Annotated in this window: 21 protein-coding genes; 14 read left to right on the top strand and 7 right to left on the bottom strand. The window is 44.1% G+C overall.

Annotated features, from left to right (window positions below; genetic code table 11):
* Window positions 1–66 precede the first annotated feature (66 nt).
* From D104_RS26370 to lhpI, 9 genes are all read left to right on the top strand, one after another.
* Window positions 67–687, top strand: a complete 621-nt coding sequence (locus D104_RS26370) for a thiol:disulfide interchange protein DsbA/DsbL (RefSeq protein ID WP_024023644.1) — start codon at window positions 67–69, stop codon at window positions 685–687.
* A gap of 16 nt (window positions 688–703) precedes the next feature.
* Entirely contained in the window at window positions 704–2236 is a 1533-nt protein-coding gene (locus tag D104_RS26375) for a GGDEF domain-containing protein (protein ID WP_024023645.1), read from the top strand.
* Window positions 2237–2373: 137 nt separating this feature from the next.
* Window positions 2374–3129, top strand: a complete 756-nt coding sequence (gene ubiE, locus D104_RS26380) for a bifunctional demethylmenaquinone methyltransferase/2-methoxy-6-polyprenyl-1,4-benzoquinol methylase UbiE (protein WP_024023646.1) — start codon at window positions 2374–2376, stop codon at window positions 3127–3129.
* 2 nt (window positions 3130–3131) lie between these two features.
* Window positions 3132–4775, top strand: a complete 1644-nt coding sequence (ubiB, locus tag D104_RS26385) for a ubiquinone biosynthesis regulatory protein kinase UbiB (protein WP_024023647.1) — start codon at window positions 3132–3134, stop codon at window positions 4773–4775.
* A 16-nt stretch (window positions 4776–4791) separates the two neighbouring features.
* Window positions 4792–5124 carry a phosphoribosyl-ATP diphosphatase gene (locus D104_RS26390; protein ID WP_024023648.1) on the top strand — a complete coding sequence of 111 codons (333 nt, stop codon included), beginning with the start codon at window positions 4792–4794 and terminating at the stop codon, window positions 5122–5124.
* Window positions 5125–5140: 16 nt separating this feature from the next.
* Window positions 5141–5368, top strand: a complete 228-nt coding sequence (tatA, locus tag D104_RS26395) for a Sec-independent protein translocase subunit TatA (protein WP_024023649.1) — start codon at window positions 5141–5143, stop codon at window positions 5366–5368.
* A 3-nt stretch (window positions 5369–5371) separates the two neighbouring features.
* Entirely contained in the window at window positions 5372–5827 is a 456-nt protein-coding gene (gene tatB, locus D104_RS37540; RefSeq protein ID WP_024023650.1) for a Sec-independent protein translocase protein TatB, read from the top strand.
* 53 nt (window positions 5828–5880) lie between these two features.
* Entirely contained in the window at window positions 5881–6657 is a 777-nt protein-coding gene (gene tatC / locus D104_RS26405) for a twin-arginine translocase subunit TatC (RefSeq protein WP_024023651.1), read from the top strand.
* Window positions 6658–6792: 135 nt separating this feature from the next.
* Window positions 6793–7737 carry a bifunctional Delta(1)-pyrroline-2-carboxylate/Delta(1)-piperideine-2-carboxylate reductase gene (lhpI, locus tag D104_RS26410; protein ID WP_024023653.1) on the top strand — a complete coding sequence of 315 codons (945 nt, stop codon included), beginning with the start codon at window positions 6793–6795 and terminating at the stop codon, window positions 7735–7737.
* Window positions 7738–7741: 4 nt separating this feature from the next.
* Here lhpI and dtd read toward each other — a convergent pair whose 3' ends face one another.
* The 3 genes from dtd to thiI form a co-directional block, all read right to left on the bottom strand.
* Window positions 7742–8176, bottom strand: a complete 435-nt coding sequence (dtd, locus tag D104_RS26415; protein ID WP_024023654.1) for a D-aminoacyl-tRNA deacylase — start codon at window positions 8174–8176, stop codon at window positions 7742–7744.
* A 159-nt stretch (window positions 8177–8335) separates the two neighbouring features.
* Complete coding sequence (gene typA / locus D104_RS26425; protein WP_024023656.1) at window positions 8336–10156, bottom strand: translational GTPase TypA; 1821 nt, start codon at window positions 10154–10156, stop codon at window positions 8336–8338.
* A 248-nt stretch (window positions 10157–10404) separates the two neighbouring features.
* Window positions 10405–11856: a tRNA uracil 4-sulfurtransferase ThiI gene (gene thiI / locus D104_RS26430; RefSeq protein ID WP_024023657.1), complete on the bottom strand. Its 1452-nt coding sequence runs from the start codon at window positions 11854–11856 to the stop codon at window positions 10405–10407.
* A gap of 353 nt (window positions 11857–12209) precedes the next feature.
* Here thiI and glnA point away from each other — a divergent pair, with 353 nt between their 5' ends.
* The 5 genes from glnA to D104_RS26455 all read left to right on the top strand — a co-directional run bounded on the left by glnA (window position 12210) and on the right by D104_RS26455 (window position 17629).
* On the top strand, window positions 12210–13616 hold the full coding sequence (gene glnA, locus D104_RS26435; RefSeq protein WP_024023658.1) for a glutamate--ammonia ligase: 1407 nt from the start codon (window positions 12210–12212) through the stop codon (window positions 13614–13616).
* Between the two features lie 248 nt (window positions 13617–13864).
* The gene (glnL, locus tag D104_RS26440; RefSeq protein WP_024023659.1) at window positions 13865–14950 is read left to right on the top strand and encodes a nitrogen regulation protein NR(II); all 1086 of its coding nucleotides are present in this window, start codon (window positions 13865–13867) and stop codon (window positions 14948–14950) included.
* Entirely contained in the window at window positions 14947–16380 is a 1434-nt protein-coding gene (ntrC, locus tag D104_RS26445; protein ID WP_024023660.1) for a nitrogen regulation protein NR(I), read from the top strand. The genes glnL and ntrC overlap by 4 nt, the downstream gene beginning before the upstream one ends.
* 155 nt (window positions 16381–16535) lie before the next feature.
* Window positions 16536–16916, top strand: a complete 381-nt coding sequence (locus tag D104_RS26450; protein WP_024023661.1) for a DUF3461 family protein — start codon at window positions 16536–16538, stop codon at window positions 16914–16916.
* 155 nt (window positions 16917–17071) lie between these two features.
* Entirely contained in the window at window positions 17072–17629 is a 558-nt protein-coding gene (locus D104_RS26455) for an L-threonylcarbamoyladenylate synthase (RefSeq protein WP_024023662.1), read from the top strand.
* 159 nt (window positions 17630–17788) lie between these two features.
* Here D104_RS26455 and D104_RS26460 read toward each other — a convergent pair whose 3' ends face one another.
* Genes D104_RS26460 through D104_RS26475 form a run of 4 tightly spaced genes read right to left on the bottom strand, consistent with a single transcriptional unit; the run spans window position 17789 to window position 21563 of the window.
* On the bottom strand, window positions 17789–18502 hold the full coding sequence (locus D104_RS26460; protein ID WP_024023663.1) for an ABC transporter ATP-binding protein: 714 nt from the start codon (window positions 18500–18502) through the stop codon (window positions 17789–17791).
* Window positions 18499–19380, bottom strand: a complete 882-nt coding sequence (locus D104_RS26465; protein WP_024023664.1) for an ABC transporter ATP-binding protein — start codon at window positions 19378–19380, stop codon at window positions 18499–18501. Before D104_RS26465 ends, D104_RS26460 begins: the two co-directional genes overlap by 4 nt.
* A complete protein-coding gene (gene livM, locus D104_RS26470; protein WP_024023665.1) occupies window positions 19377–20651 on the bottom strand; it encodes a high-affinity branched-chain amino acid ABC transporter permease LivM in 1275 nt (424 codons plus the stop codon). The genes D104_RS26465 and livM overlap by 4 nt, the downstream gene beginning before the upstream one ends.
* Window positions 20652–21563 carry an ABC transporter permease subunit gene (locus D104_RS26475; RefSeq protein WP_024023666.1) on the bottom strand — a complete coding sequence of 304 codons (912 nt, stop codon included), beginning with the start codon at window positions 21561–21563 and terminating at the stop codon, window positions 20652–20654. It lies immediately after the preceding gene.
* Window positions 21564–21652 lie beyond the last annotated feature (89 nt).

Genomic DNA, 21652 nt, shown 5'->3' on the forward strand with positions numbered 1-21652 from the left:
CGTATTCTATTGTAATCCTGTGCATGATATAAAAAACACATTGATAAATTTGACTAGGAGTAATGCATGATAAAGCTGTTTTCAGCGCTGATATTTTCTTTCCTTATCCCACTTACAGCAGCGGCCGCTGAGTACAGTGATGGTAATGGTTACACAACAATCAAAACACCGGTTCGTACCAGTGATCCAAGCAAGATAGAAGTCACTGAAATTTTTTGGTACGGTTGCCCACATTGCTACAAACTAGAACCGATTACGCACGCTTGGGAACAAAACAAACCAAGTGACGTAGACTTTAAATTCTTACCTGCGGTGTTCGGTCGTGGTTGGTTAGCGCATGCAAAAGCCTTCTATGTAGCAGACCTTCTTGGTATTGAAGATAAACTCCGCGCGGATCTTTTTAATGCTATCCATGTTGAGCGTCGTAATCTAAACTCTGAAGACGCGCTGGCCAACTTCTTCGTGAACTATGGTGTGAGTGAAGACGAATTTCACAAACAATTTAACTCTTTTGCTGTAAATAGCCGTTTAAGCCAAGCCGATGCTAAAATACGTGCTTATGGCGCTCGCGGTGTTCCTGGGTTAATCGTGAATGGTAAATACCTAGTGACAGCAGAAACAGCCAACGGCAATGAAAACATTTATAACGTTGTTGATTTTCTTATCGAAAAAGAACGTCAAAAATAATACATAATGAGGCGATATGACGGAATCATCGAGTGACAAACTGATAGAGGTGTTACGTAAAGCCGTTTCTAGAACCAGCATGCTGGCAGAAGGAAACGACCCTGAACTTGATTCCGTTGTTCGCCAAATTCGCCAAGCCATGACCAAAGGCGCGAATGCCCAAGAAATACAAGATGTGCTTAACAACGCCGAGCCACTTTTAATCAAAAGTGACGAAGCACAAACAAACCGGGCAAAACAAGTCCGAAGCACACTACAAGAACTGATTGATTTACTTGAAAGACAAACAAGCAAACGCGTTCCTCAAAGTGAGAAAAAACAACTCGAAGCGCAAATTCGTTCGAATTGGCAAATTTCATCGCAATGGCCGCACCTACTAAAAGGCTTTCTCACCCTAGCAGAAAACACGCTCAATCAATCTGAAGGCGAAGCGGAACAAGCTAAAAGCTCATTCTTTAAACGGATTTTCAACCGAAACCGTGACGCAGAACTCAAAACCAACGATCAAGAAATCATGATACAAATTAGCCACACTCTTGCTGGGCTAATGAACAACCTGTCACTTCCAAGCCTTTACGATGAAGACATCGTCGACCTAAAAAGAGCATTACTAGGAAACAACAACCTTCAACAGCTTCCAGGCCTACTGGATGAAGTCATCAACTTGATCATGATTGCCATCGGCAAAACCCAAGAAAGCCTGACGAACTACCTCACTCAATTAAACAAACAACTCGCCAGCATTAATGAATCTATTACCACAAGTTATCACTCTCAAAAATCCTTATCAGAGAGCAGAGAAGGCTTTAACACCAAACTTCAAATGCAAGTGGAAGATACAACCCAAGCCATCAACGGCATTAATGATCTCGACAGCTTAAAAACGCTCATTAATGATCGTCTGTCGACCATTTCAAGTACGATGACAGAATACAAAACACAAATGCAAGAGCAAGAAAAGCACTCAACACAATCCATCACGTCCCTGAAAAACAAAGTGACAAGAATGGAAAAAGACAGTGTATCGCTTCGCTCAATGCTCAAAGAAAGACTGGCTCAAGCCATGACAGATTCTTTGACAGACTTACCCAACCGCACGGCTTACCAAGACACTATTTTGCCGCTTTGCAAAATCATGCAAAAAACAAAAAAACCAATTTGCTTAGCGGTCTGTGACATCGATTTTTTTAAAAAGGTTAACGACACGTGGGGGCATCTTGCTGGCGACAAAGTACTTCGTCTTGTGCCAAAACAAATACGCAGCGCGTTGCTAAAAGAAGACCTTATGTTCCGATACGGTGGTGAAGAGTTTGTCATCGCGTTTCCAAACACCACATTTGCGCAAGCAATCGAACGCGCTGAAGCCATTCGTCTTGCCGTAGCAAAAACGCCTTTCAATATGCAGGGTGAACCTGTTTCGATTTCTGTTTCAATTGGCATCGCCGAACTCAAACCTCAAGAAGACCCAGAATCTTTATTTTCTCGCGCCGACAAACAACTCTATCTCGCAAAAGAAGGCGGTCGAAATAAAGTGATGGGGGACAAATAGTACCGATAAAGCGGTACCAGAGCCTTGCCGTCGCGGTTACAATAACCCCACATTAAGCACAACCTTGTCAAACGCTGCAAAAGAGCGGTTACAAAAGTAAAGTGGCGTGCGATGCCACCACTAGGATGAAGTAGTTTATGCAAGACGATCAGAAAAAAACCACCGACTTTGGCTTCAAAGAAATCCCTACCGATGAGAAAGTTCAAGCCGTCGCCCAAGTCTTCCATTCGGTCGCGGCAAAATACGACATTATGAATGACCTTATGTCTGGTGGTGTTCATCGTCTTTGGAAGCGCCATACAATCAGTCAATCCGGCGTTCGAGCGGGTAACTGCGTACTCGACATTGCAGGTGGCACCGGTGATTTAACCTTGAAGTTTTCTCGACTTGTTGGCAGTGAAGGGCAAGTCATTTTAGCGGATATTAACGATTCTATGCTGAAGGTTGGCCGTGATAAATTGGCCAATCAAGGCATTGTCGGCAACGTCAAATTTGTCCAAGCAAACGCAGAAGCCTTACCTTTTCCAGATGACACCTTTGACTGCATCACCATTGCATTTGGCCTGCGCAATGTCACTGATAAATCCAAAGCACTTGCGTCCATGTACCGAGTACTAAAGCCCGGCGGACGTTTATTGGTGCTTGAGTTTTCCAAACCAGAATCTGAATTACTTTCTCAGGTCTATGATCAGTATTCTTTCCGTTTGCTACCTGCCATGGGGAAGTTGATCGCCAATGACGCAGAAAGTTATCGCTATCTGGCCGAATCTATCCGCATGCACCCAAATCAAGAAACGTTAAAAGGCATGATGGACGACGTTGGATTTGAACGCACAAGCTACCAAAACTTAACAGGTGGCATTGTTGCACTTCACAAAGGGTTTAAATTCTAACTATGTTGACCAGTGCTTTTCGTTTACTGCGCATACTCTTTACCGTCATGCGCTTTCGTCTTGATGTCTTTATCCCTTTCGCGCTTTTACCTTGGTATATCCGTTATACACTCGGCGCTATTTGCTCTATTGGCCGAAAACGCGCAAGCGCCAACAAGGGCGAGCGCCTGCGTTTGGCACTGGAATCCCTCGGCCCTATTTTCGTTAAATTCGGACAAATACTGTCCACCAGACGTGATTTACTCGACGATGACATCGCCGACGAATTAGCAAAACTTCAAGATAAAGTCCCTGCTTTTTCTGGTGATGTCGCTCAAGCCATCATTGAAAGAGATTTAAAAGCGCCGGTTAGCGAACTCTTTGCGGAATTCTCTACGACGCCTCTGGCGTCTGCATCCATCGCACAAGTTCATACTGCGAAACTTCATTCAGGTGAAGACGTCGTGGTAAAAGTCATTCGTCCAAAAATCGAAAAAACCATCAATAAAGACATCAGCCTGCTTTACACCTTAGCGCATCTAGTGGCCAACTTAAGCGAAGACGGCCGCCGTTTACGCCCCATTGAAGTGGTAACCGATTACGAATACACCATTTTAGATGAGTTGGATCTCGCGAAAGAAGCCGCCAACACAGGCCTATTGCAACGAAATTTCACCAACTCTGACCTGCTCTATGTACCACAAGTGTATTGGGACTATAGCCACCGTAATGTCATGGTGATGGAGCGCATTTCTGGCATTCCTGTTGCCGACATTACCGCACTAAATAACGCCAATGTGGATATGAAATGCTTGGCAGAACGTGGTGTTGAAATTTTCTTTACACAAGTTTTTTCACACAGTTTTTTCCACGCCGACATGCACCCAGGTAACATTTTTGTTGATGTAACCAACCCTCAAAAACCCAAATACATTGCGATTGACTGCGCCATCATGGGCAGCCTAGACGATGCAGACAAAAGTTATTTGGCACGCAATCTATTGGCATTTTTCCAACGGGATTATCGCTTAGTGGCGGAATTACACGTTGAAAGTGGCTGGGTTCCGAAAGGCACCCCCGTTCACGCGTTTGAATCGGCCATTCGAAGCGTTTGTGAGCCGATGTTTGCCAAACCGTTAAAAGACATTTCCTTTGGTCAAGTATTGATCGGCCTGTTTCAAACCGCCCGCCGCTTCAATATGGAAGTTCAGCCTCAATTGGTGCTATTGGAAAAAACGTTGCTCAATATTGAAGGGTTAGGTCGTCAGCTTTATCCAGATCTTGACCTTTGGGTCACCGCTAAACCATTCCTTGAACGATGGATGCGCGAACAAATGGGGCCAAAACGCGTCATTGAAGAAGTTCGTAAACAAGCACCACAATGGGCTGGGCAACTTCCCCAGATCCCCAATTTAATTTTTACCGCATTATCGCAAATGTCGCACCAAGAAGAGCGCATACAAGCGCAGACAGATGCGATCGATCGACTCGGAAAAGAACTCAAAAAAGGCCGACTCAATCTGCCTTTCAGACTACTTGGCTTACTCAGCCTAGGCGCGGCCTGGATCATGACTGACCCAAGCTCTATGACACACATAAAAGACGCTGACATCACGACTTTAGGCTTGTTTTTAGTGGGTCTATACTTACTCGTCTTAAAACCGTAACATTTGAGAGACTATAATGAAAACCGATGTACTGGCTGAATTAGCCGCCACACTAGAACAACGTAAAAACGCGGCAGAAGACTCTTCTTACGTCGCTAGCCTTCACGCCAAAGGTCTCAATAAGATCCTTGAGAAAGTCGGTGAAGAAAGCATTGAAACGATTATTGCGGCCAAAGATTCCGTTATTTCTGGCGATAAATCTGATGTGATTTATGAAACTGCGGACCTTTGGTTTCACACACTTGTCATGTTATCTCATTTAGATATTGGCCCTGATGCTATACTCGATGAATTAGCACGTCGGTTTAATTTGTCTGGCTTGGACGAAAAAGCCAGTCGTTCCAAATAAGTTGTAGGAGAAACATATGTTCGGCGGAATTGGTATTTGGCAATTATTAATTGTTTTAGCGATTTTAATACTTCTTTTTGGTACTAAGAAATTAAAGAATCTGGGCTCTGATCTAGGCAATGCCGTCAAAGGCTTCAAAGAAGCCGTAGATAAAGACGACAAAAGCGAAACCAAAACGGAAGAAGCAACGACTCAAAGCAAAGTCATTGATTCCGACGTAAAGAAAGACGATAAGAGCGCCTAACCTGTGTTCGATATCGGCTTTTCTGAACTTCTCGTTGTTTTCGTTGTGGGCTTATTGATTTTAGGCCCCGATCGCTTACCTCATGCAGCCAAAACAGCGGGACTGTGGATTCGTAAAATCCGTCGAAGTATTAATTCCGTGCAACGAGAAATTAACGCTCAACTTGATCAAGAAGAGCTACAGCAGAAAATCAGCGAAACCAACCAGCGCCTCTTAAAAGAAGACCAAGTCATTCAAAACACCATCACTCCCTTTCCTGAAGATTATAGGCAGGAAAAAAAGCAGCCGGAGCCACTAAAACCAGGCACTGCTGAAGAGGTGAATATAGCGACAATGGATCAGAACCCTAACACGGACAATCTACAACCAATAGCACCTGAAACTAACAAACACACAGATACTGAGGCGCCTTCATTGAATGATGTTGAAAAAGCACCTAAAGCTACATCTCGTCCTTAGCCATTCTTAACATGGCTTGCCAAAGCCTTAAACATGCGGATCTGTGACATATTATGAGTACAAATTCTTCCAATCAAGCCCCGCTAGTCGCCCATCTTATCGAGCTGAGAAACCGTTTATTAAAGGCCATTCTCGTCATTTTACTGCTTTTTATTGGCTTGTATGCTTTTGCTAATGACTTGTATCTGATTGTCTCTGAACCATTACGTTTGCTGTTACCCGCTGGCAGTTCATTGATTGCCACCGAGGTTGCCTCCCCTTTTCTTGCCCCCCTCAAACTCACCTTTGCGGTCGCCGTTTTACTGTCGATTCCTTATACCTTATTTCAAGCTTGGTCGTTTATCGCTCCAGCACTCTATAAGAATGAAAAACAAATCGCGATTCCGCTGTTGGTATCAAGTATTTTTCTATTTTATGCTGGTGTATTGTTCGCCTACTACGTGGTATTACCGCTGATCTTTGGTTTTTTCACTACGATTGGGCCCGGCGAAGTGACAGTAATGACCGACATTAATAACTATCTCAATTTTGTCCTGAAGCTGTTTTTTGCCTTTGGGGTAACATTTGAAATCCCGGTCGCGACCTATTTACTCATTAAAGCCGGTGTCACCACAGTAGCAGCGCTTTCCAAGAAGCGCCCTTATATTTTCCTTGGCTGCTTTGTCGTTGGCATGTTGATCACACCACCTGACATATTCTCTCAAACCCTTCTTGCCATCCCAATGTGGATGCTGTTTGAGCTCGGACTCATTGCTGGACGAACCGTCAAAGTCGTCGTAGACGACAGTGAAGAAGACAGTGAAAGCGAAGCGCCTAATAGCGCAAATTAAGTTTCCTTACCAAGATTCATAACACTTCAACCCTATTGAGGTGTTATGTTTTTCAGAAACATCTTTCTCAAGCCTTTCTTTAATACAATCAGATCTAGTATTCTCCTGTATTCCATAAAAACACCAAGGGCTCCTATGAAAATCATCAGCGCGGAAGATGTCGGTCACATCTTATCTTTTGATACTCTAATCCCGTCCATTAAAGCCGCTTTTAGCGATGACTTTGGTATGCCCCAGCGACAAATGTACCCATTACCCGGCGGCACATCCGATAAGCACGATACCTTTGCCGTACTGCCCGCTTGGACAAAGGACGTGCTCGGTGTTAAGTCCTTTACACATTATCCTGAAAACCCTGATAAAGGCCTTCTTACCGTCGCTGCGCAAGTTCTATTGTTTGACAGAAAAACAGGCAGCCCAATCGCGCTCGTCGATGGCACAAGTCTCACTTATTGGCGCACTGCCGCTGTGTCTGCATTAGCGGCAAGTTACATGGCTCGAGAGGACGCAAGCTCATTATTACTTTTTGGCACTGGTGAATTAGCACCCTACATGGCGCTTGCTCATGCGAGCGTTCGCCCTATCACTACGATTTACATACACGGACGATCAGTAGAAAAAGCCCTTAGAACACAACAAGCCATTCTTGCAGCAAGGCCAGATATCGACGTACAAGTTTGTGCTGACTATAAAGATGTTATTACGGGCGTTGATATTGTCAGCTGCGCAACTGGCAGCCCGACCCCGTTATTTAAAAGCATTTCACTGGCGGCTGGCACGCATATCGATTTGGTAGGCAATCACCACAAAACCTGCCGTGAATGCGATTCAGCAACGGTAAAAATGTCTCGCGTTATTGTGGACAGTTATTTAAACGTATTTAACGAAGCGGGAGAGATATTAATACCGCTAGAAGAAGGAACGATAGAAAAGGATCATGTGAAAGGAGAGCTTGCTGAACTCTGTGTTGGTAAGGTAAAAGGTCGACTCAATAACAGCCAAACCACGCTGTTTAAATCGGTAGGCACTGCATTAGCGGATGTCGCCAGCGCATATCATGTCTATCGCTCCATACAATAGCGCATCAATCTAACATAAAGGTAACAGGGCCATCATTGGTAAAAGAGACTTTCATGTCAGCGCCAAATTGCCCTGTTTCAACCTTGTCATATTGCGCGCGAACCTTACTGACAAAATCATTAAATAGACGCTCACCTTCCGCTGGAATCGCTGCGGTTGAAAAGCCTGGACGCAAACCTTTCTTTGTCTCTGCAGCCAAGGTGAACTGAGAGACCAACAAAACACCGCCTCCAGTCTGCTGAACATTGAGATTCATTTTGCCTTCTGCATCACCAAACATTCTATATTTTAGTAATTTATCGGCCAATCGCTGCACATCTGCTTCACTGTCGCCTTTTTCGATTCCAACTAAAACAAGCTGACCATGCTCAATCGCACCAATGGTTTCTCCATCCACTACGACGCTGGCATTCAATGCTCGCTGAACTAAAACTTTCATTTCCGCTCCCTTATCAATCAGACGTTATCGAGGTTTTTCAAAAGCCAGATAAAACAAAGGCGCCCGAAGGCGCCTCTGTCGCTCCTGAATTCATTTACATGAACTCATTTGCTGCTGCTCTTTTTAAAGCGATTCAGTCAAATCGCTTTATTGAACGACTTACTTACGGCCGTTACGCTTACGTTCGTTTTCAGTAAGGAATTTCTTACGAACACGAATGCTTTCTGGCGTTACTTCTACCAATTCATCGTCTTCGATGAACTCAAGCGCTTGTTCTAGCGTTTGACGAATAGGTGGCGTCAGCGTCAATGCTTCATCTGTACCAGAAGCACGTACGTTAGTCAGCTGCTTACCTTTAACAGGGTTGATAGCCAAATCGTTGTCACGTGAGTGAATACCGATAATTTGACCTTCGTAAACTTCAACCGCATGGCCTAGGAACATACGTCCACGGCTTTGCAAGTTAAACAAAGAGTAAGCGGCTGTTTTACCTGTCAGCATGCTGACCAATACACCGTTCTTACGACTTTGAACTTCGCCATCTTTAACTGGACCGTAGTGATCGAAAACACTCGTCAAAATACCAGAACCAGATGTCAATGTTAGGAACAAGCCACGGAAACCGATCAAACCACGAGAAGGCATCATGAACTCAAGACGCGTACGGCCTTTGCCATCTGGCTCCATGTTTGTTAACTCGCCTTTACGCAAGCCAATTTCTTCCATGATAGAACCTTGATGCTGATCTTCAACATCGATTACTACCATTTCGAACGGTTCAGACTTAACGCCGTCGATTTCTTTGATAACTACTTCAGGACGAGATACGCCCATTTCGAAGCCTTCACGACGCATTGTTTCAATCAATACAGACAAGTGAAGCTCACCACGACCAGATACGATGAATTTATCTGGTGTTTCACCTTGTTTAACACGCAATGCAACGTTGTGAATAAGCTCTTGGTCTAGACGATCTTTGATGTTACGAGTCGTGATGTACTTACCTTCTTTACCAGCAAACGGAGAATCGTTTACCATGAAAGTCATGCTTACTGTTGGCTCATCAACCGATAAAGGAGGAAGCGCTTCAACACAAGTAGGATCACACAAGGTATCAGAGATACTTAGACCATCAATACCATTGATACAAACGATGTCGCCCGCAGAGGCTTTGTCTGTATCAACACGCGCTAGACCATGGTAGCCCTTCACGTTTAATACTTTACCTTTACGCTCTTTGCCATCCGCTGATTTTACAATCACTTGTTGGTTAGGAGACAAACTACCACGTGTAATACGACCTACACCGATAACGCCAACGTAGCTATCGTAATCCAATGCAGAAACCTGCATTTGGAAGGTACCTTCTGGATCAACGTCTGGCACAGGTACGCTATCAACGATCATTTGGTAAAGTGGTGTCATATCATCTGCTAGGTTATCTGGATCAGTACCAGCTTGACCATTGATGGCAGACGCATAAATAACAGGGAAGTCTAATTGTTCTTCCGTTGCACCTAGGTTATCAAAAAGATCAAAAACTTGATCCATAACCCAATCAGGGCGAGCACCAGGGCGGTCAACTTTGTTGATAACAACAATAGGACGCAAACCTTGCTCAAATGCTTTAGAAGTTACGAAACGTGTTTGCGGCATTGGGCCGTCAACCGCATCAACCAATAGACATACGCAATCAACCATAGAAAGTACACGTTCCACTTCACCACCGAAATCGGCGTGTCCAGGTGTGTCTACGATGTTGATACGGTAATCATTCCACTTGATGGACGTGTTTTTCGCCAATATGGTAATACCACGTTCTTTTTCTTGATCGTTAGAATCCATGATTCGTTCAGAACCTTCATCTTTACGATCTAACGTGCCTGATTGGCTTAATAGCTTATCAACTAGGGTAGTTTTACCATGGTCAACGTGCGCAATGATGGCAATATTGCGTAACTTACTAATATCATTAGACATTTATAATTCTCTGCATTTGATTTGAGCAAAAAGATATACCGCCGCTTGATACGGGCGGGTATGCTCTTCAAGCGTCTCGGATCTTGGTGCGGGGTAAAATTCGCGCAATTGTACCCTTATATTGAAAGATATCCCATTAAAGTGTAGAAAAAAGTCTACAAAAATACCTCAACAAGGGAACAAAGCGCATTCAGTTGAAAACAATAGCATCCATTTACTACATAAATGCTACCGCTTCTAAGTGCTTATTAAGGTAAATAAACACCGACATTTTCATAGCCTTTACCCAACAGGTAAGAAGCATGCATTCGACTCATCACGCCCTTCCCACAATAAAGCAGGTGCGTCGTCGAAGAATCCAATTCAGACCAATTAGAGTCTAGCGCAAAAAACGGAATAACCTTAACTGGTCGGCCACTTACTTTTAATGGGCGGTTACTGGCTTCGTCTGGATGACGAATATCAATAATAATTTCGTCGCCCACTGGCATGCGAATCAGAGGCACTTCGCCTTGATACTGTTTTGCGACATCGTCCATCACATTTTGAATAGACATCGTCTTCGCATTGGCAATCGCTTGCTCTAATACGTCAAAGTCAAAATTAGACTCTTGTTTTTCTACACGGTGCATTTTCGCTCGTGTAGTTGGCTTCACGGAAATCACACCACAGAATTCAGGCATACTCGCTGCAAACGGAGCCGTTCCTATTTCGATGGCTTTATCGATAATTTCCTGTTTGTTGGTTGTCACTAAAGGACGGAGCACTAATTCTTCCGTGACTTGATCAATCACTTTTAAGTTAATCAAAGTCTGACTAGAGACCTGAGCCACACTTTCGCCTGTTACCAAGGCTTTCGCGCCAACTTGCTCCATCAACTGAGACGCAGCGCGTAGCATCATGCGCTTAAGAATCACGCCCATTTCAGCGTTATCAACTTTTGTTAAAATCTCCCCAACGACCGCTTCAAAAGGCACAGAGATAAATTTAACATTCAGTGCAGAACCATATTTCTCCCAAATGAAGTGAGAAACCTGTTTCACACCGATTTCATGTGCATCACCACCGAGATTAAAAAAACAAAAGTGTGTTTTTAGGCCGCGACTCATGGTTAAGAAAGAGCTCACCGTTGAATCATAACCACCTGACATCAATGAAAGAACAGGATCTTGTGATCCTAGTGGATAACCACCTAAACCTTCAACACGTTGCTCAATCATCCATACTCTGTCGTCTCGAATATCAATTGGCACAAGCACTTCTGGATTTTTCAATCGAACCGCTAACGCACCACAACGAGCCTTTAAGCATCCGCCGATATGTCGCTCTGCTTCAACTGACGTAAAGTCATGATGGCCCACGCGTTTGACTCGCACTGCGAAAACGGCGTCTTTAATGGCATCACCATATGAAACCACCGCCTCTTCAACAATATTGTCGAGGTCAACAAGCGGAAACTCACGAACAAATTGAAAGTGCGCAATGCCCGCTATATTAGACAACGCGTCAATGAACTCTTCCCGTAAATCATCCTTGTCAGAAAATATTTCGATGAAATCCCAATTTCCAGATACATCCACATCGACATCGTGCTTTTTAAGCACCAACTTAATATTGTGTCTAAGCTGTTTGATGAAGGTTTTTCGAACGGGGCGACTTTTAATGGTAATTTCGGCAAAGAACTTAACAATGAATTTCATAGGGCTTGAGATTTATACCGGATATTTGAAAGGCGCATAGTATAAAGAAAAGACAAAGGATACGAAAATGCTAAATTCGCACCAAAACAAAACAGATTGAATATATATCGAACCAAAATGGTGCATTTATGTTTTCATAAAGCCTTTCTCTGGTTTTTATGGGGCACGAAAATCATACAACGGCGCCTATCTTACTGTTATGTATGAAATTATATGACCGCACAAAATTCTGGCACAAGTTGTGCTTACTTATTGTTTGTTAAAAACTCGACAAATGGCGCTTTGTATTAAATATTAAAGTACCTTTATACAACGAAAAATAATTTCGCTTTAACTACGACTGGAGAACGACTATGTCAAACAAGACCCTTGCCTTGATTGCTGAGCATGACGCGAAGTGGGTTGACCTTCGCTTTACCGATTTTAAAGGTAAAGAACAACACGTATCTATTCCAGCTATTACGGTAGATGAAGAATTTTTTGAAAACGGTCAAATGTTTGATGGTTCTTCCATCGCTGGCTGGAAAGGCATTAATGAATCCGACATGATCATGATGCCACAGGACGATACAGCAATTATCGACCCTTTCACTGAAGAGCCAACCATTATTGTTCGCTGTAACATCATTGAACCTTCTACAATGCAAGGCTATGACCGTGACCCACGCTCTGTTGCTCTTCGCGCTGAAGAGTTTCTAAAATCAACCGGTCTTGGTGATACAGCATTCTTTGGTCCAGAGCCTGAATTCTTCATCTTTGATGATGTTCGTTGGAAAACTGACATGTCAGGTTGTTCTGTTGAAATCAATGCTGAAGAAGCAGCTTGGTCTTCTAACAAGAAAATCGAAGGTGGCAACATGGGTCACCGTCCTTTCGTTAAAGGCGGCTACTTCCCAGTACCACCAGTTGACTCCCATCATGACCTTCGTGCTGCAATGTGTGGCGCAATGGAAACAATGGGCTTGGTTATCGAAGTTCATCACCACGAAGTAGCAACGGCCGGTCAGAATGAAATCGGTGCTAAATTCAACACACTGGTTAAGAAAGCAGATGAAGTTCAAATTCTTAAATACTGTGTACATAACGTAGCTCACGCTTACGGTAAAACAGCGACATTTATGCCTAAGCCAATCGTTGGCGATAACGGTTCTGGCATGCATGTTCACCAATCTTTCTGGAAAAACGGTGAAAACCAATTCGCTGGTGATTTATACGCCGGCCTTTCAGAAATGGCGTTGTTCTACATCGGTGGCATCATCAAGCACGCTAAAGCGTTGAATGCATTCACAAACGCATCAACAAACTCATACAAGCGTCTTGTTCCAGGTTTTGAAGCTCCAGTTATGTTGGCTTACTCAGCTCGTAACCGTTCTGCTTCTATTCGTATCCCATACGTTGCAAGCCCTAAAGGCAAACGTATTGAAGCGCGTTTCCCTGATCCAACCGCTAACCCATACCTAGCATTTTCCGCTATGTTGATGGCTGGCCTTGACGGCATCAAAAACAAAATTCACCCTGGCGATGCAGCAGATAAAGATTTGTACGACCTTCCAGCTGAAGAAGCAGCGGCAATCCCTCAAGTTGCTGGTAGCTTAGAAGAAGCACTTAAGTGCCTAGACGAAGATCGCGCATTCTTGACTCAAGGCGGCGTATTCTCTGATGACATGATTGATGCTTACATCGACCTTAAATCTGCCGAAGCGTTACGTATTTCTACAACGACTCACCCACTTGAGTTCGAACTTTATTACAGCGTTTAATTTCAAAATCGCTAAATAAACACAAAAAAGCCTCGATGCAAATCGAGGCTTTTTTTTGCTCTACCTTTTTCATGCACGAATTTAAACACCACCACGACAACCCCATGCACTATAATTGTGCAAGACACTTTTTCACACAGACAAAAACCTTAATAAACAAGCGAGTTCTGATCGCCCGATGTTGGTTCGCTTTTTGCAACCATTAGCCCAAGGAATAATAAAAGCAGGAGTATAGAGAGGCGCATGCTGTGTATAGCTTATTAATCGACCATTTATCCACTGCTGTTGTTCAGCTGAATGACAAGCTTGAGATTGAGTATTTAAATCCGGCTGCTGAAATGCTACTTGCGGTCAGTCGCCGTCGAATTTATGGTCATGGCTTAAGTGCCGCTTTTCGAGAAAGCGCAGACAGCATTGAAGCACTGCAATCGGCCATAGAATCAGGACACCCTTTTACCAAACGTGAAGCCGAAATAGAGTGCACCAGTAATAGAAAAATTTTCTGTGACTACACCGTCACACCAATAATGGGCACTTCGAACAACACAGAAAGCCTGATTATAGAGCTATACCCACGAGACAGAATGAAGCGCATCTCGCAAGAAGACGAGATCATCGCGAATCATGAAACCAGTAAAGAACTGGTACGCGGTCTCGCTCACGAAATTAAAAACCCATTAGGCGGTATACGTGGCGCCGCGCAACTGATTAGTCGTGCTTTTACCGACGAAGCTCTCAATGATTACACACAAGTCATCATTGAAGAATCAGACCGTTTGCGCGACCTTGTTGACCGACTATTAGGTCCAAGACAACTACCAAAAATCAAACCGCTGAACATACACAAAGTGTTAGAACGGGTTAGACAACTTATTTTTGTTGAAACGGACAATCAGATTCAATTAATTCGGGACTATGACCCCAGTATTCCAGACCTAATTGGCGACGAATCACAGCTAATACAAGCGCTACTCAACATCACAAGAAACGCCATGCAAGCCCTGATGGAAGATGAAGACAACCATCATAAAAGCATCCAAATGGTCACTCGTACATTACGCCAGTTCACCATTGGCTCCAAGCGACACAGACTGGTCTGCAAAATCAGTATTATTGACAATGGGCCAGGGATTCCTGAAGCCATCCTAAAAACATTATTTTACCCCATGGTGAGTGGTCGAGCAGATGGAACAGGCCTGGGCCTTTCCATTGCACAATCCGTGATTCATCAGCACCACGGGATTGTTGAGTGCAACAGTTACCCTAAAAAAACCGAATTTAATATCTTAATTCCCATCGAGACGACAGTCCAAGACCAGGAGAAACACGCATGACACCAGAAGAAACCGTATGGATTGTTGACGACGATCGTTCTATTCGCTGGGTATTAGAGAAAACATTAGAGCAAGAAGGCATCCAATGCCGCTTGTTCGATTCAGCTGAAAACCTAGTCCACATGCTGGACAAAGAACAACCAAGCGCCATCATCAGTGATATTCGCATGCCAGGAATGGATGGCTTAGCGCTGCTTGAAAAACTACAAAAAGATCACCCGTATCTACCTGTCATCATCATGACAGCACACTCTGATCTTGAAAGTGCGGTGGCGTCTTATCAAGGAGGGGCTTTTGAGTATTTACCCAAGCCGTTTGATGTAGAAGAAGCCGTAAGTTTAGTTAAACGCGCCATGTTGCATCATAAAAATGCACGCCCCACTACCGACGACATGGAAGAAGAAAACGAACCGCAAGTCGATAAAGAGATCATCGGTGAAGCACCTGCAATGCAAGAAGTCTTTCGTGCGATTGGTCGCCTTGCTAATTCAAACATTACCGTATTGATTAACGGCGAATCGGGTACTGGTAAAGAGTTAGTCGCTCAAGCATTGCACACACACAGCCCACGCGCCGCCAACCCTTTTATCGCTCTTAATATGGCCGCGATTCCACATGACTTAATCGAATCTGAACTCTTCGGCCATGAAAAAGGCGCTTTCACTGGCGCGAACACTCAACGCCGTGGTCGCTTCGAACAGGCCAATGGCGGCACCCTATTTTTGGATGAAATTGGGGACATGCCTGCCGAAACTCAAACTCGGCTTTTACGTGTTCTAGCAGATGGTGAGTTCTATCGTGTCGGTGGCCACATCCCCGTAAAAGTGGATGTTCGTATCATCGCAGCAACACATCAAAACCTAGAAAATTTAGTACAAAAGGGGTCGTTCCGCGAAGATTTATTCCACCGCCTTAACGTTATTCGCATTCATTTGCCTAAGTTAGCAGAACGTCGTGAAGACATTCCGAAATTGGCGCGCCATTTCTTAAGTCGAGCGGCAGATGAGCTTTCTGTAGAACCCAAACTACTGACAAAAGAAACCGAAAACTACCTGACTCAACTAGAATGGCCAGGCAACGTACGCCAACTGGAAAACACTTGCCGCTGGTTGATTGTCATGGCATCAGGTCGAGAAGTATTGGTAGAAGATTTACCACCAGAATTACTCTCTACCATACCTCACGAGCAGCCTTTCTCTTCTTGGGAAGAAGCACTGAAAAACTGGGTAGACAGTACACTTGCCACCGGACAAAAAGGCATTCTTGATCAAGCGGTACCAAAATTCGAGCGCATTATGATTGAAACCGCATTGGCTCATACCGGTGGACGTCGTCGAGATGCGTCTCTTTTGCTGGGCTGGGGACGCAACACGTTAACGCGTAAAATCAAAGAGTTAAACATTGATCACGCTGAACAAGACGAAGATTAATCACGTATTGCGTGGAAAATAATAGTGCAGGTAAGGCTATTCACGACTTGCCTGCACTATCTCAGCTTTCGTTTATTTTTGACTTGCTTTTAATGCCACAATCCCCTACTAATTAATGTCTATTGAATGATCATTAATAAAACGGGAAAACTGTTATGTATCCAACACTTCAGTCCATGGGTATCACAAGCATACAGGACATTGAGAAATTCACATTACGCTTCGAAGGCGGTCATGACGTCTTAAAAATCTATTACCGTCGTGAAAAAGGTTCTTTACTGCCTAAGAGCAAAAAATTCAAATTTGGTCGCTCAACAAAAACAGTATTAGCAGACGGTGGACAACAAACCTACCGCCAAGTGCAAGAGCCTTCTCTTATTGTATTGCGAGCAATGGAAGAACTAGAAAAAATTGTTGGTAGACAACATGAAGTAAAAATCACAAAAGAAGATTTAGTCAAAGAACTTGATCATTTAGAAAAAGTGGTTAATAGCAAGATAAATGAAATCAAAGAAAAGATCGAAGCAATGAAATAAGACTGTTTTGACTTGCAGCAGGCGTTCCTTCTTATTGGTCTGGGTGTTTAGTTTCACCTAACAAATAGCAAGGAATACCTGCTAGCTCCTCCCTAAAAATCCCGCTACAATCTTCTGCGTTTATCGCACCCACCGCCATTCGAGCCTTTATTTTTATGCGTCTTATCACCTCTGAAACCGAACTTGCCAACATCATACGAGAAGGTGGCATTATTGCTTATCCTACGGAAGCGGTTTGGGGATTGGGCTGTGACCCTTTTAATGAATCAGCAGTACGCCGTATTTTATCGTTAAAATCACGACCAGAATCGAAAGGGCTCATCCTTGTTGCAGGCGCCCAAGCAGAACTTTTGCCTTGGTGTAATGCACTCGACAATGACTCGGCACAGCGTTTAATTAGTCAAAATCAAATACCGACGTCTTGGGTTGTACCAGACACAACAATCACCCCAACCTGGATAAGAGGCGACCATCAAAGCGTGGCGATAAGGCTCTCACAACACAAGCCAGTGCAGCGTCTCTGTGCGGCGTTTCAAGGTGTTATTGTGTCTACCTCAGCCAATCCTGCCGGATTGCCGCCAGCCATGAGTGTAGAGGAAGTGTGTGCTTACTTTGGAGACAAAGTTGATGCCATTTTCAATGCTTCACTTGGAGAAGCCGCCCAGCCTTCACAAGTCCGTGACATTTTGACGGACACACTTTTTAGAGCCTAATGATCCATTGCTCGCTTTATCACGGTATTTATCGCACTTTCTGTGCAAAACCGCCTTTTTATCCACAGCAATAAAAAAAACGGCGCTTCATTAAATGTATAAATGAAACGCCGCTTTTATAACTAAGCAAAACTAAGGGAAATTACGTATTACACTAGGTTAGTGGCCACCCAAATACGCTTCGCGTACTTCTGGGTTCACCAGTAATTCTTGCCCTGAACCTGTCATGCGTATTTCACCATTCACCATCACATAGCCACGATTTGCCAGTTTAAGAGCGTGGTTCGCGTTTTGCTCGACAAGGAAGATTGTCATCCCCGAGCTCGCAACATCTCTTAATATTTGAAAAATCTGCTTCACGATAATAGGTGCAAGCCCTAAACTCGGCTCATCCAACAACAATAGCTTTGGACGACTCATTAATGCACGGCCAATGGCCAGCATTTGCTGCTCACCACCTGACATGGTCGAGGCCCGCTGATTGCGTCGCTCAAGCAACCGAGGAAACAACTCAAACATCCGCTGCATGTCTTCTTCAGCATGGTCCATACCGATTGGAATTGTCCCCATTAAAAGGTTTTCTTCCACTGACATGCTTGGAAAAATACGTCGCCCTTCTGGCGATTGAGCCAGTCCATTCGACGCAACATAGTGCGCGGATTTTTGCGAAATATCCTCACCACGATAAATGATCTCACCAGACGAAATTCTTGGCTGACCAAAAATAGACATCAATAGCGTGGATTTACCCGCACCATTGGCACCAATCAAGGTAACAATTTCACCTTCATTCACCGTCAAAGAGACTTTCTTTAACGCTTGGATTGGCCCGTAATGGACATCAACCTCTTTAAACTCCATCAAAGATGTCATAGGGTCACCTCTTCGTCTTCTTCTGCACCAAGATACGCCGCAATCACTTTTGGGTTGTTCTTAATGTCATCAGGGCCACCTTTTGCAATCACTTCACCATGATCCAGCACAACAATATAGTCTGAAATATCCATGACCATTCCCATGTCATGCTCGATCAATAATACGGTTGTATTGTGTTCATCACGCAACACTCGAATCATTTTAGTAAGCGCTTCCGTTTCGGAAGGATTTAATCCCGCCGCCGGTTCGTCTAGGCAAACAATTTCAGGGTTCGTACACATGGCACGAGCGATTTCTAAGCGACGCTGCTGACCATAAGAAAGTTCACCAGCCAAACGGTTAGCGGAATCCACAAGATCCACCACGCCCAACCAATAGAAAACCCGCTCTAATGCTTCTTCTTCGGATTTTTGATACGCCTTGGTATTCAAAATACCTGATATCAAACTACGGTTTACTCGCATATGCTGAGCAACCAATAAGTTTTCCACCACCGACATTTCTTTGAACAAGCGAATGTTTTGGAAAGTACGAGACAAGCCAGCGCGATTCACCAAATGAGAACCACCAAACATTTTGTATTTAAGGCGCCCAAAAAAAGCGATCGGAGAAAAGAAATCCGAGACCTGAAACGGTTCGCCCAATACTTTAATAATACTGGTTTCTTTGCCTGCTGCCGACAGCACAATTTTACCACCTGTCGCTTTATAGAAACCGGTAAGACAGTTAAACACCGTCGTTTTCCCTGCGCCATTTGGTCCGATCAATGCTGACACCGAGCCGCGCTTGATATCAAAGGTCACGTCATTAAGCGCCTTAATACCACCAAAATGCATCACCAAGTTTTCAACTTTTAGAATATTTTCTTGGCTCATTTTACTGCCCCTTTTCTCGCTGCAAAACCAGTTCGTGTTACACGAACAATACCTCGAGGTTTCCAAATCATCATAACCACCATCAAAATACCAAACATCAGAACTCGGTATTCAGCGAACTCTCTCAACATCTCAGGCAGAACCGTCAAACAGAAAGCGGCGATTACGACCCCTAATGTTGAGCCCATTCCACCCAACACCACGATGGCTAGAATTAATGCAGATTCGAAGAAGGTAAACGAGGATGGATTCACAAAGCCTTGGTAAGTGGCAAAAAACACACCGGCTAAGCCGCCAGTAGACGCGCCTAGCATGAAGGCAGAAAGCTTCACTAAAACATGGTTCAAGCCAAGTGAGCGGCACGCCACTTCATCTTCACGAAGCGCCTCCCAAGCACGACCTATTGGCATTTTCACTAAACGATGCTTGATGAACAGCACGGCCCATACCACTGCGAACAGAATCAAATAAATGAACATGTATTTATAAGCAGAATCATACGGAAGATTGAAAAATTCATGGAAGGTTTCGCCGTCTTTTGACCGTCGCTTAAACTCCAAACCAAACAAGGTCGGTAATGGTGCAGACACTCCATTCGGCCCATGGGTGAATGAAGCCCAGTTAGTGAGAATCAGACGAATGATCTCCCCAAAACCCAAGGTCACAATCGCCAAATAATCCCCATGCATTCGCAATACAGGGAAACCTAGAATCGCCCCCGCAAACGCCGCTAATAACGCCGCAATAGGCAACATTGACCAGAAACCCAGTCCTAAGTTTTCATAACCCAGCGCCAAACCATAAGCACCAATGGCATAGAAACCAACAAAGCCTAGATCCAATAAGCCAGCCAAACCAACCACGATGTTTAAGCCAAGACCCAAAAGTACATAGATCAAACCAAGAATGACCACGGTTAATACGTACTTCGACGCGACAAACGGCACCAAAAGACCAACCAAAATCACCAGAGGGATAATCCAGACCATTTTCGATTTATGATTAGGAGATAAAACCGTGGCGCCTTCATCGTTATTTGCATAACGAAATGCCATTGCCACGCCCTTTTCAGTCTGAAAAAAGCAGGACATAACAAAACGCCCAACAACAACAATTGCAACCATCCAGGCCACTCGCCCAAACTCAGCACTGAATCCATAACCATCAAGTAGCACCCCAACAATAGGGCCAAACAAGATGAGCGCTAAAAAACCAGCGACCAAGGCATCAATACTGCTTTTCTTAAAATTTATTCCTACGGATTGGCTCATTTATACTTTCTCCACTTCAGGTTTGCCGAGAAGGCCACTTGGGCGAATTATCAAAATGAGGACTAATAAAGAGAAAGAGAACACATCTTTATAGTCAGAGCTGATCAATCCAGCAAACAAGGCTTCTGACAAACCAAGAATCAGTCCACCCAACATGGCGCCAGGCAAAGAACCAATTCCGCCTAATACTGCGGCCGTAAAGGCTTTAATACCAATAATAAACCCGACGTAAAAATCAAATGCACCGTAATCTAATGTCACCAAAACACCTGCCAAAGCCGCCATCATGGCGCCGATAACAAATACTGTCGAAATTACTTTATCTGTGTCTATGCCCAAAATAGACGCCATTTTACGGTCTTGCTGAGTCGCACGACACATACGGCCTAATTTTGTTTTTTGAATGACATACGTTAATACGCCCATCCCAAGAAGAGAGATGAACAAAATGAGCAGTTTCATATAGGTAATTTGCACAAAACCATCACCCACAGTAAAGCGAATCGCGCCCGTCAAAAGCGTCGGAACACCTTGTTGGTTCGCACCCTGACTAAGCTGTACATAGTTTTGTAAAATAAGAGACATACCAATCGCCGAGATCAGTACAGAAAGGCGACTAGAGTTTCGTAGTGGACGGTATGCAATACGCTCAATCACCCAACCATAAGCGCCTGTCACAGCAACCGTTAAAAATAACGTACCTATAATAATGATGGGAAAAGATTCGATACCGAAAAAAGTTAAAAGGGCAATTGCAATTGCCGTGATATAAGCAGACACCATGTAAACATCGCCATGGGCAAAGTTAATCATGCCAATAATGCCGTATACCATGGTGTAACCGATCGCAATGAGTCCGTAAACAGAACCAAGGGTAAGACCGTTTACCAGCTGCTGGAGAACGATATCCATCGTAAGACCTCGTGGGGATTTTTTAATAGAGAGGGCTTGTTTACCAGCACCGTCCTTGCGCCAGTAAACAAGTAAATTAAACTAAATGA

Origin of the sequence: Marinomonas profundimaris (assembly GCF_000508165.1) — a bacterium.
Classification (GTDB): Bacteria; Pseudomonadota; Gammaproteobacteria; order Pseudomonadales; family Marinomonadaceae; genus Marinomonas; species Marinomonas profundimaris.

Bases quoted from the DNA above. Each gene is read 5' to 3' on its own strand.
- D104_RS26370 (WP_024023644.1), top strand. From the start codon at position 67: ATGATAAAGCTGTTTTCAGCGCTGATATTTTCTTTCCTTATCCCACTT.
- D104_RS26375 (WP_024023645.1), top strand. From the start codon at position 704: ATGACGGAATCATCGAGTGACAAACTGATAGAGGTGTTACGTAAAGCC.
- ubiE (WP_024023646.1), top strand. From the start codon at position 2,374: ATGCAAGACGATCAGAAAAAAACCACCGACTTTGGCTTCAAAGAAATC.
- ubiB (WP_024023647.1), top strand. From the start codon at position 3,132: ATGTTGACCAGTGCTTTTCGTTTACTGCGCATACTCTTTACCGTCATG.
- D104_RS26390 (WP_024023648.1), top strand. From the start codon at position 4,792: ATGAAAACCGATGTACTGGCTGAATTAGCCGCCACACTAGAACAACGT.
- tatA (WP_024023649.1), top strand. From the start codon at position 5,141: ATGTTCGGCGGAATTGGTATTTGGCAATTATTAATTGTTTTAGCGATT.
- tatC (WP_024023651.1), top strand. From the start codon at position 5,881: ATGAGTACAAATTCTTCCAATCAAGCCCCGCTAGTCGCCCATCTTATC.
- lhpI (WP_024023653.1), top strand. From the start codon at position 6,793: ATGAAAATCATCAGCGCGGAAGATGTCGGTCACATCTTATCTTTTGAT.
- dtd (WP_024023654.1), bottom strand. From the start codon at position 8,176: ATGAAAGTTTTAGTTCAGCGAGCATTGAATGCCAGCGTCGTAGTGGAT.
- typA (WP_024023656.1), bottom strand. From the start codon at position 10,156: ATGTCTAATGATATTAGTAAGTTACGCAATATTGCCATCATTGCGCAC.
- thiI (WP_024023657.1), bottom strand. From the start codon at position 11,856: ATGAAATTCATTGTTAAGTTCTTTGCCGAAATTACCATTAAAAGTCGC.
- glnA (WP_024023658.1), top strand. From the start codon at position 12,210: ATGTCAAACAAGACCCTTGCCTTGATTGCTGAGCATGACGCGAAGTGG.
- ntrC (WP_024023660.1), top strand. From the start codon at position 14,947: ATGACACCAGAAGAAACCGTATGGATTGTTGACGACGATCGTTCTATT.
- D104_RS26450 (WP_024023661.1), top strand. From the start codon at position 16,536: ATGTATCCAACACTTCAGTCCATGGGTATCACAAGCATACAGGACATT.
- D104_RS26455 (WP_024023662.1), top strand. From the start codon at position 17,072: ATGCGTCTTATCACCTCTGAAACCGAACTTGCCAACATCATACGAGAA.
- D104_RS26460 (WP_024023663.1), bottom strand. From the start codon at position 18,502: ATGACATCTTTGATGGAGTTTAAAGAGGTTGATGTCCATTACGGGCCA.
- D104_RS26465 (WP_024023664.1), bottom strand. From the start codon at position 19,380: ATGAGCCAAGAAAATATTCTAAAAGTTGAAAACTTGGTGATGCATTTT.
- livM (WP_024023665.1), bottom strand. From the start codon at position 20,651: ATGAGCCAATCCGTAGGAATAAATTTTAAGAAAAGCAGTATTGATGCC.
- D104_RS26475 (WP_024023666.1), bottom strand. From the start codon at position 21,563: ATGGATATCGTTCTCCAGCAGCTGGTAAACGGTCTTACCCTTGGTTCT.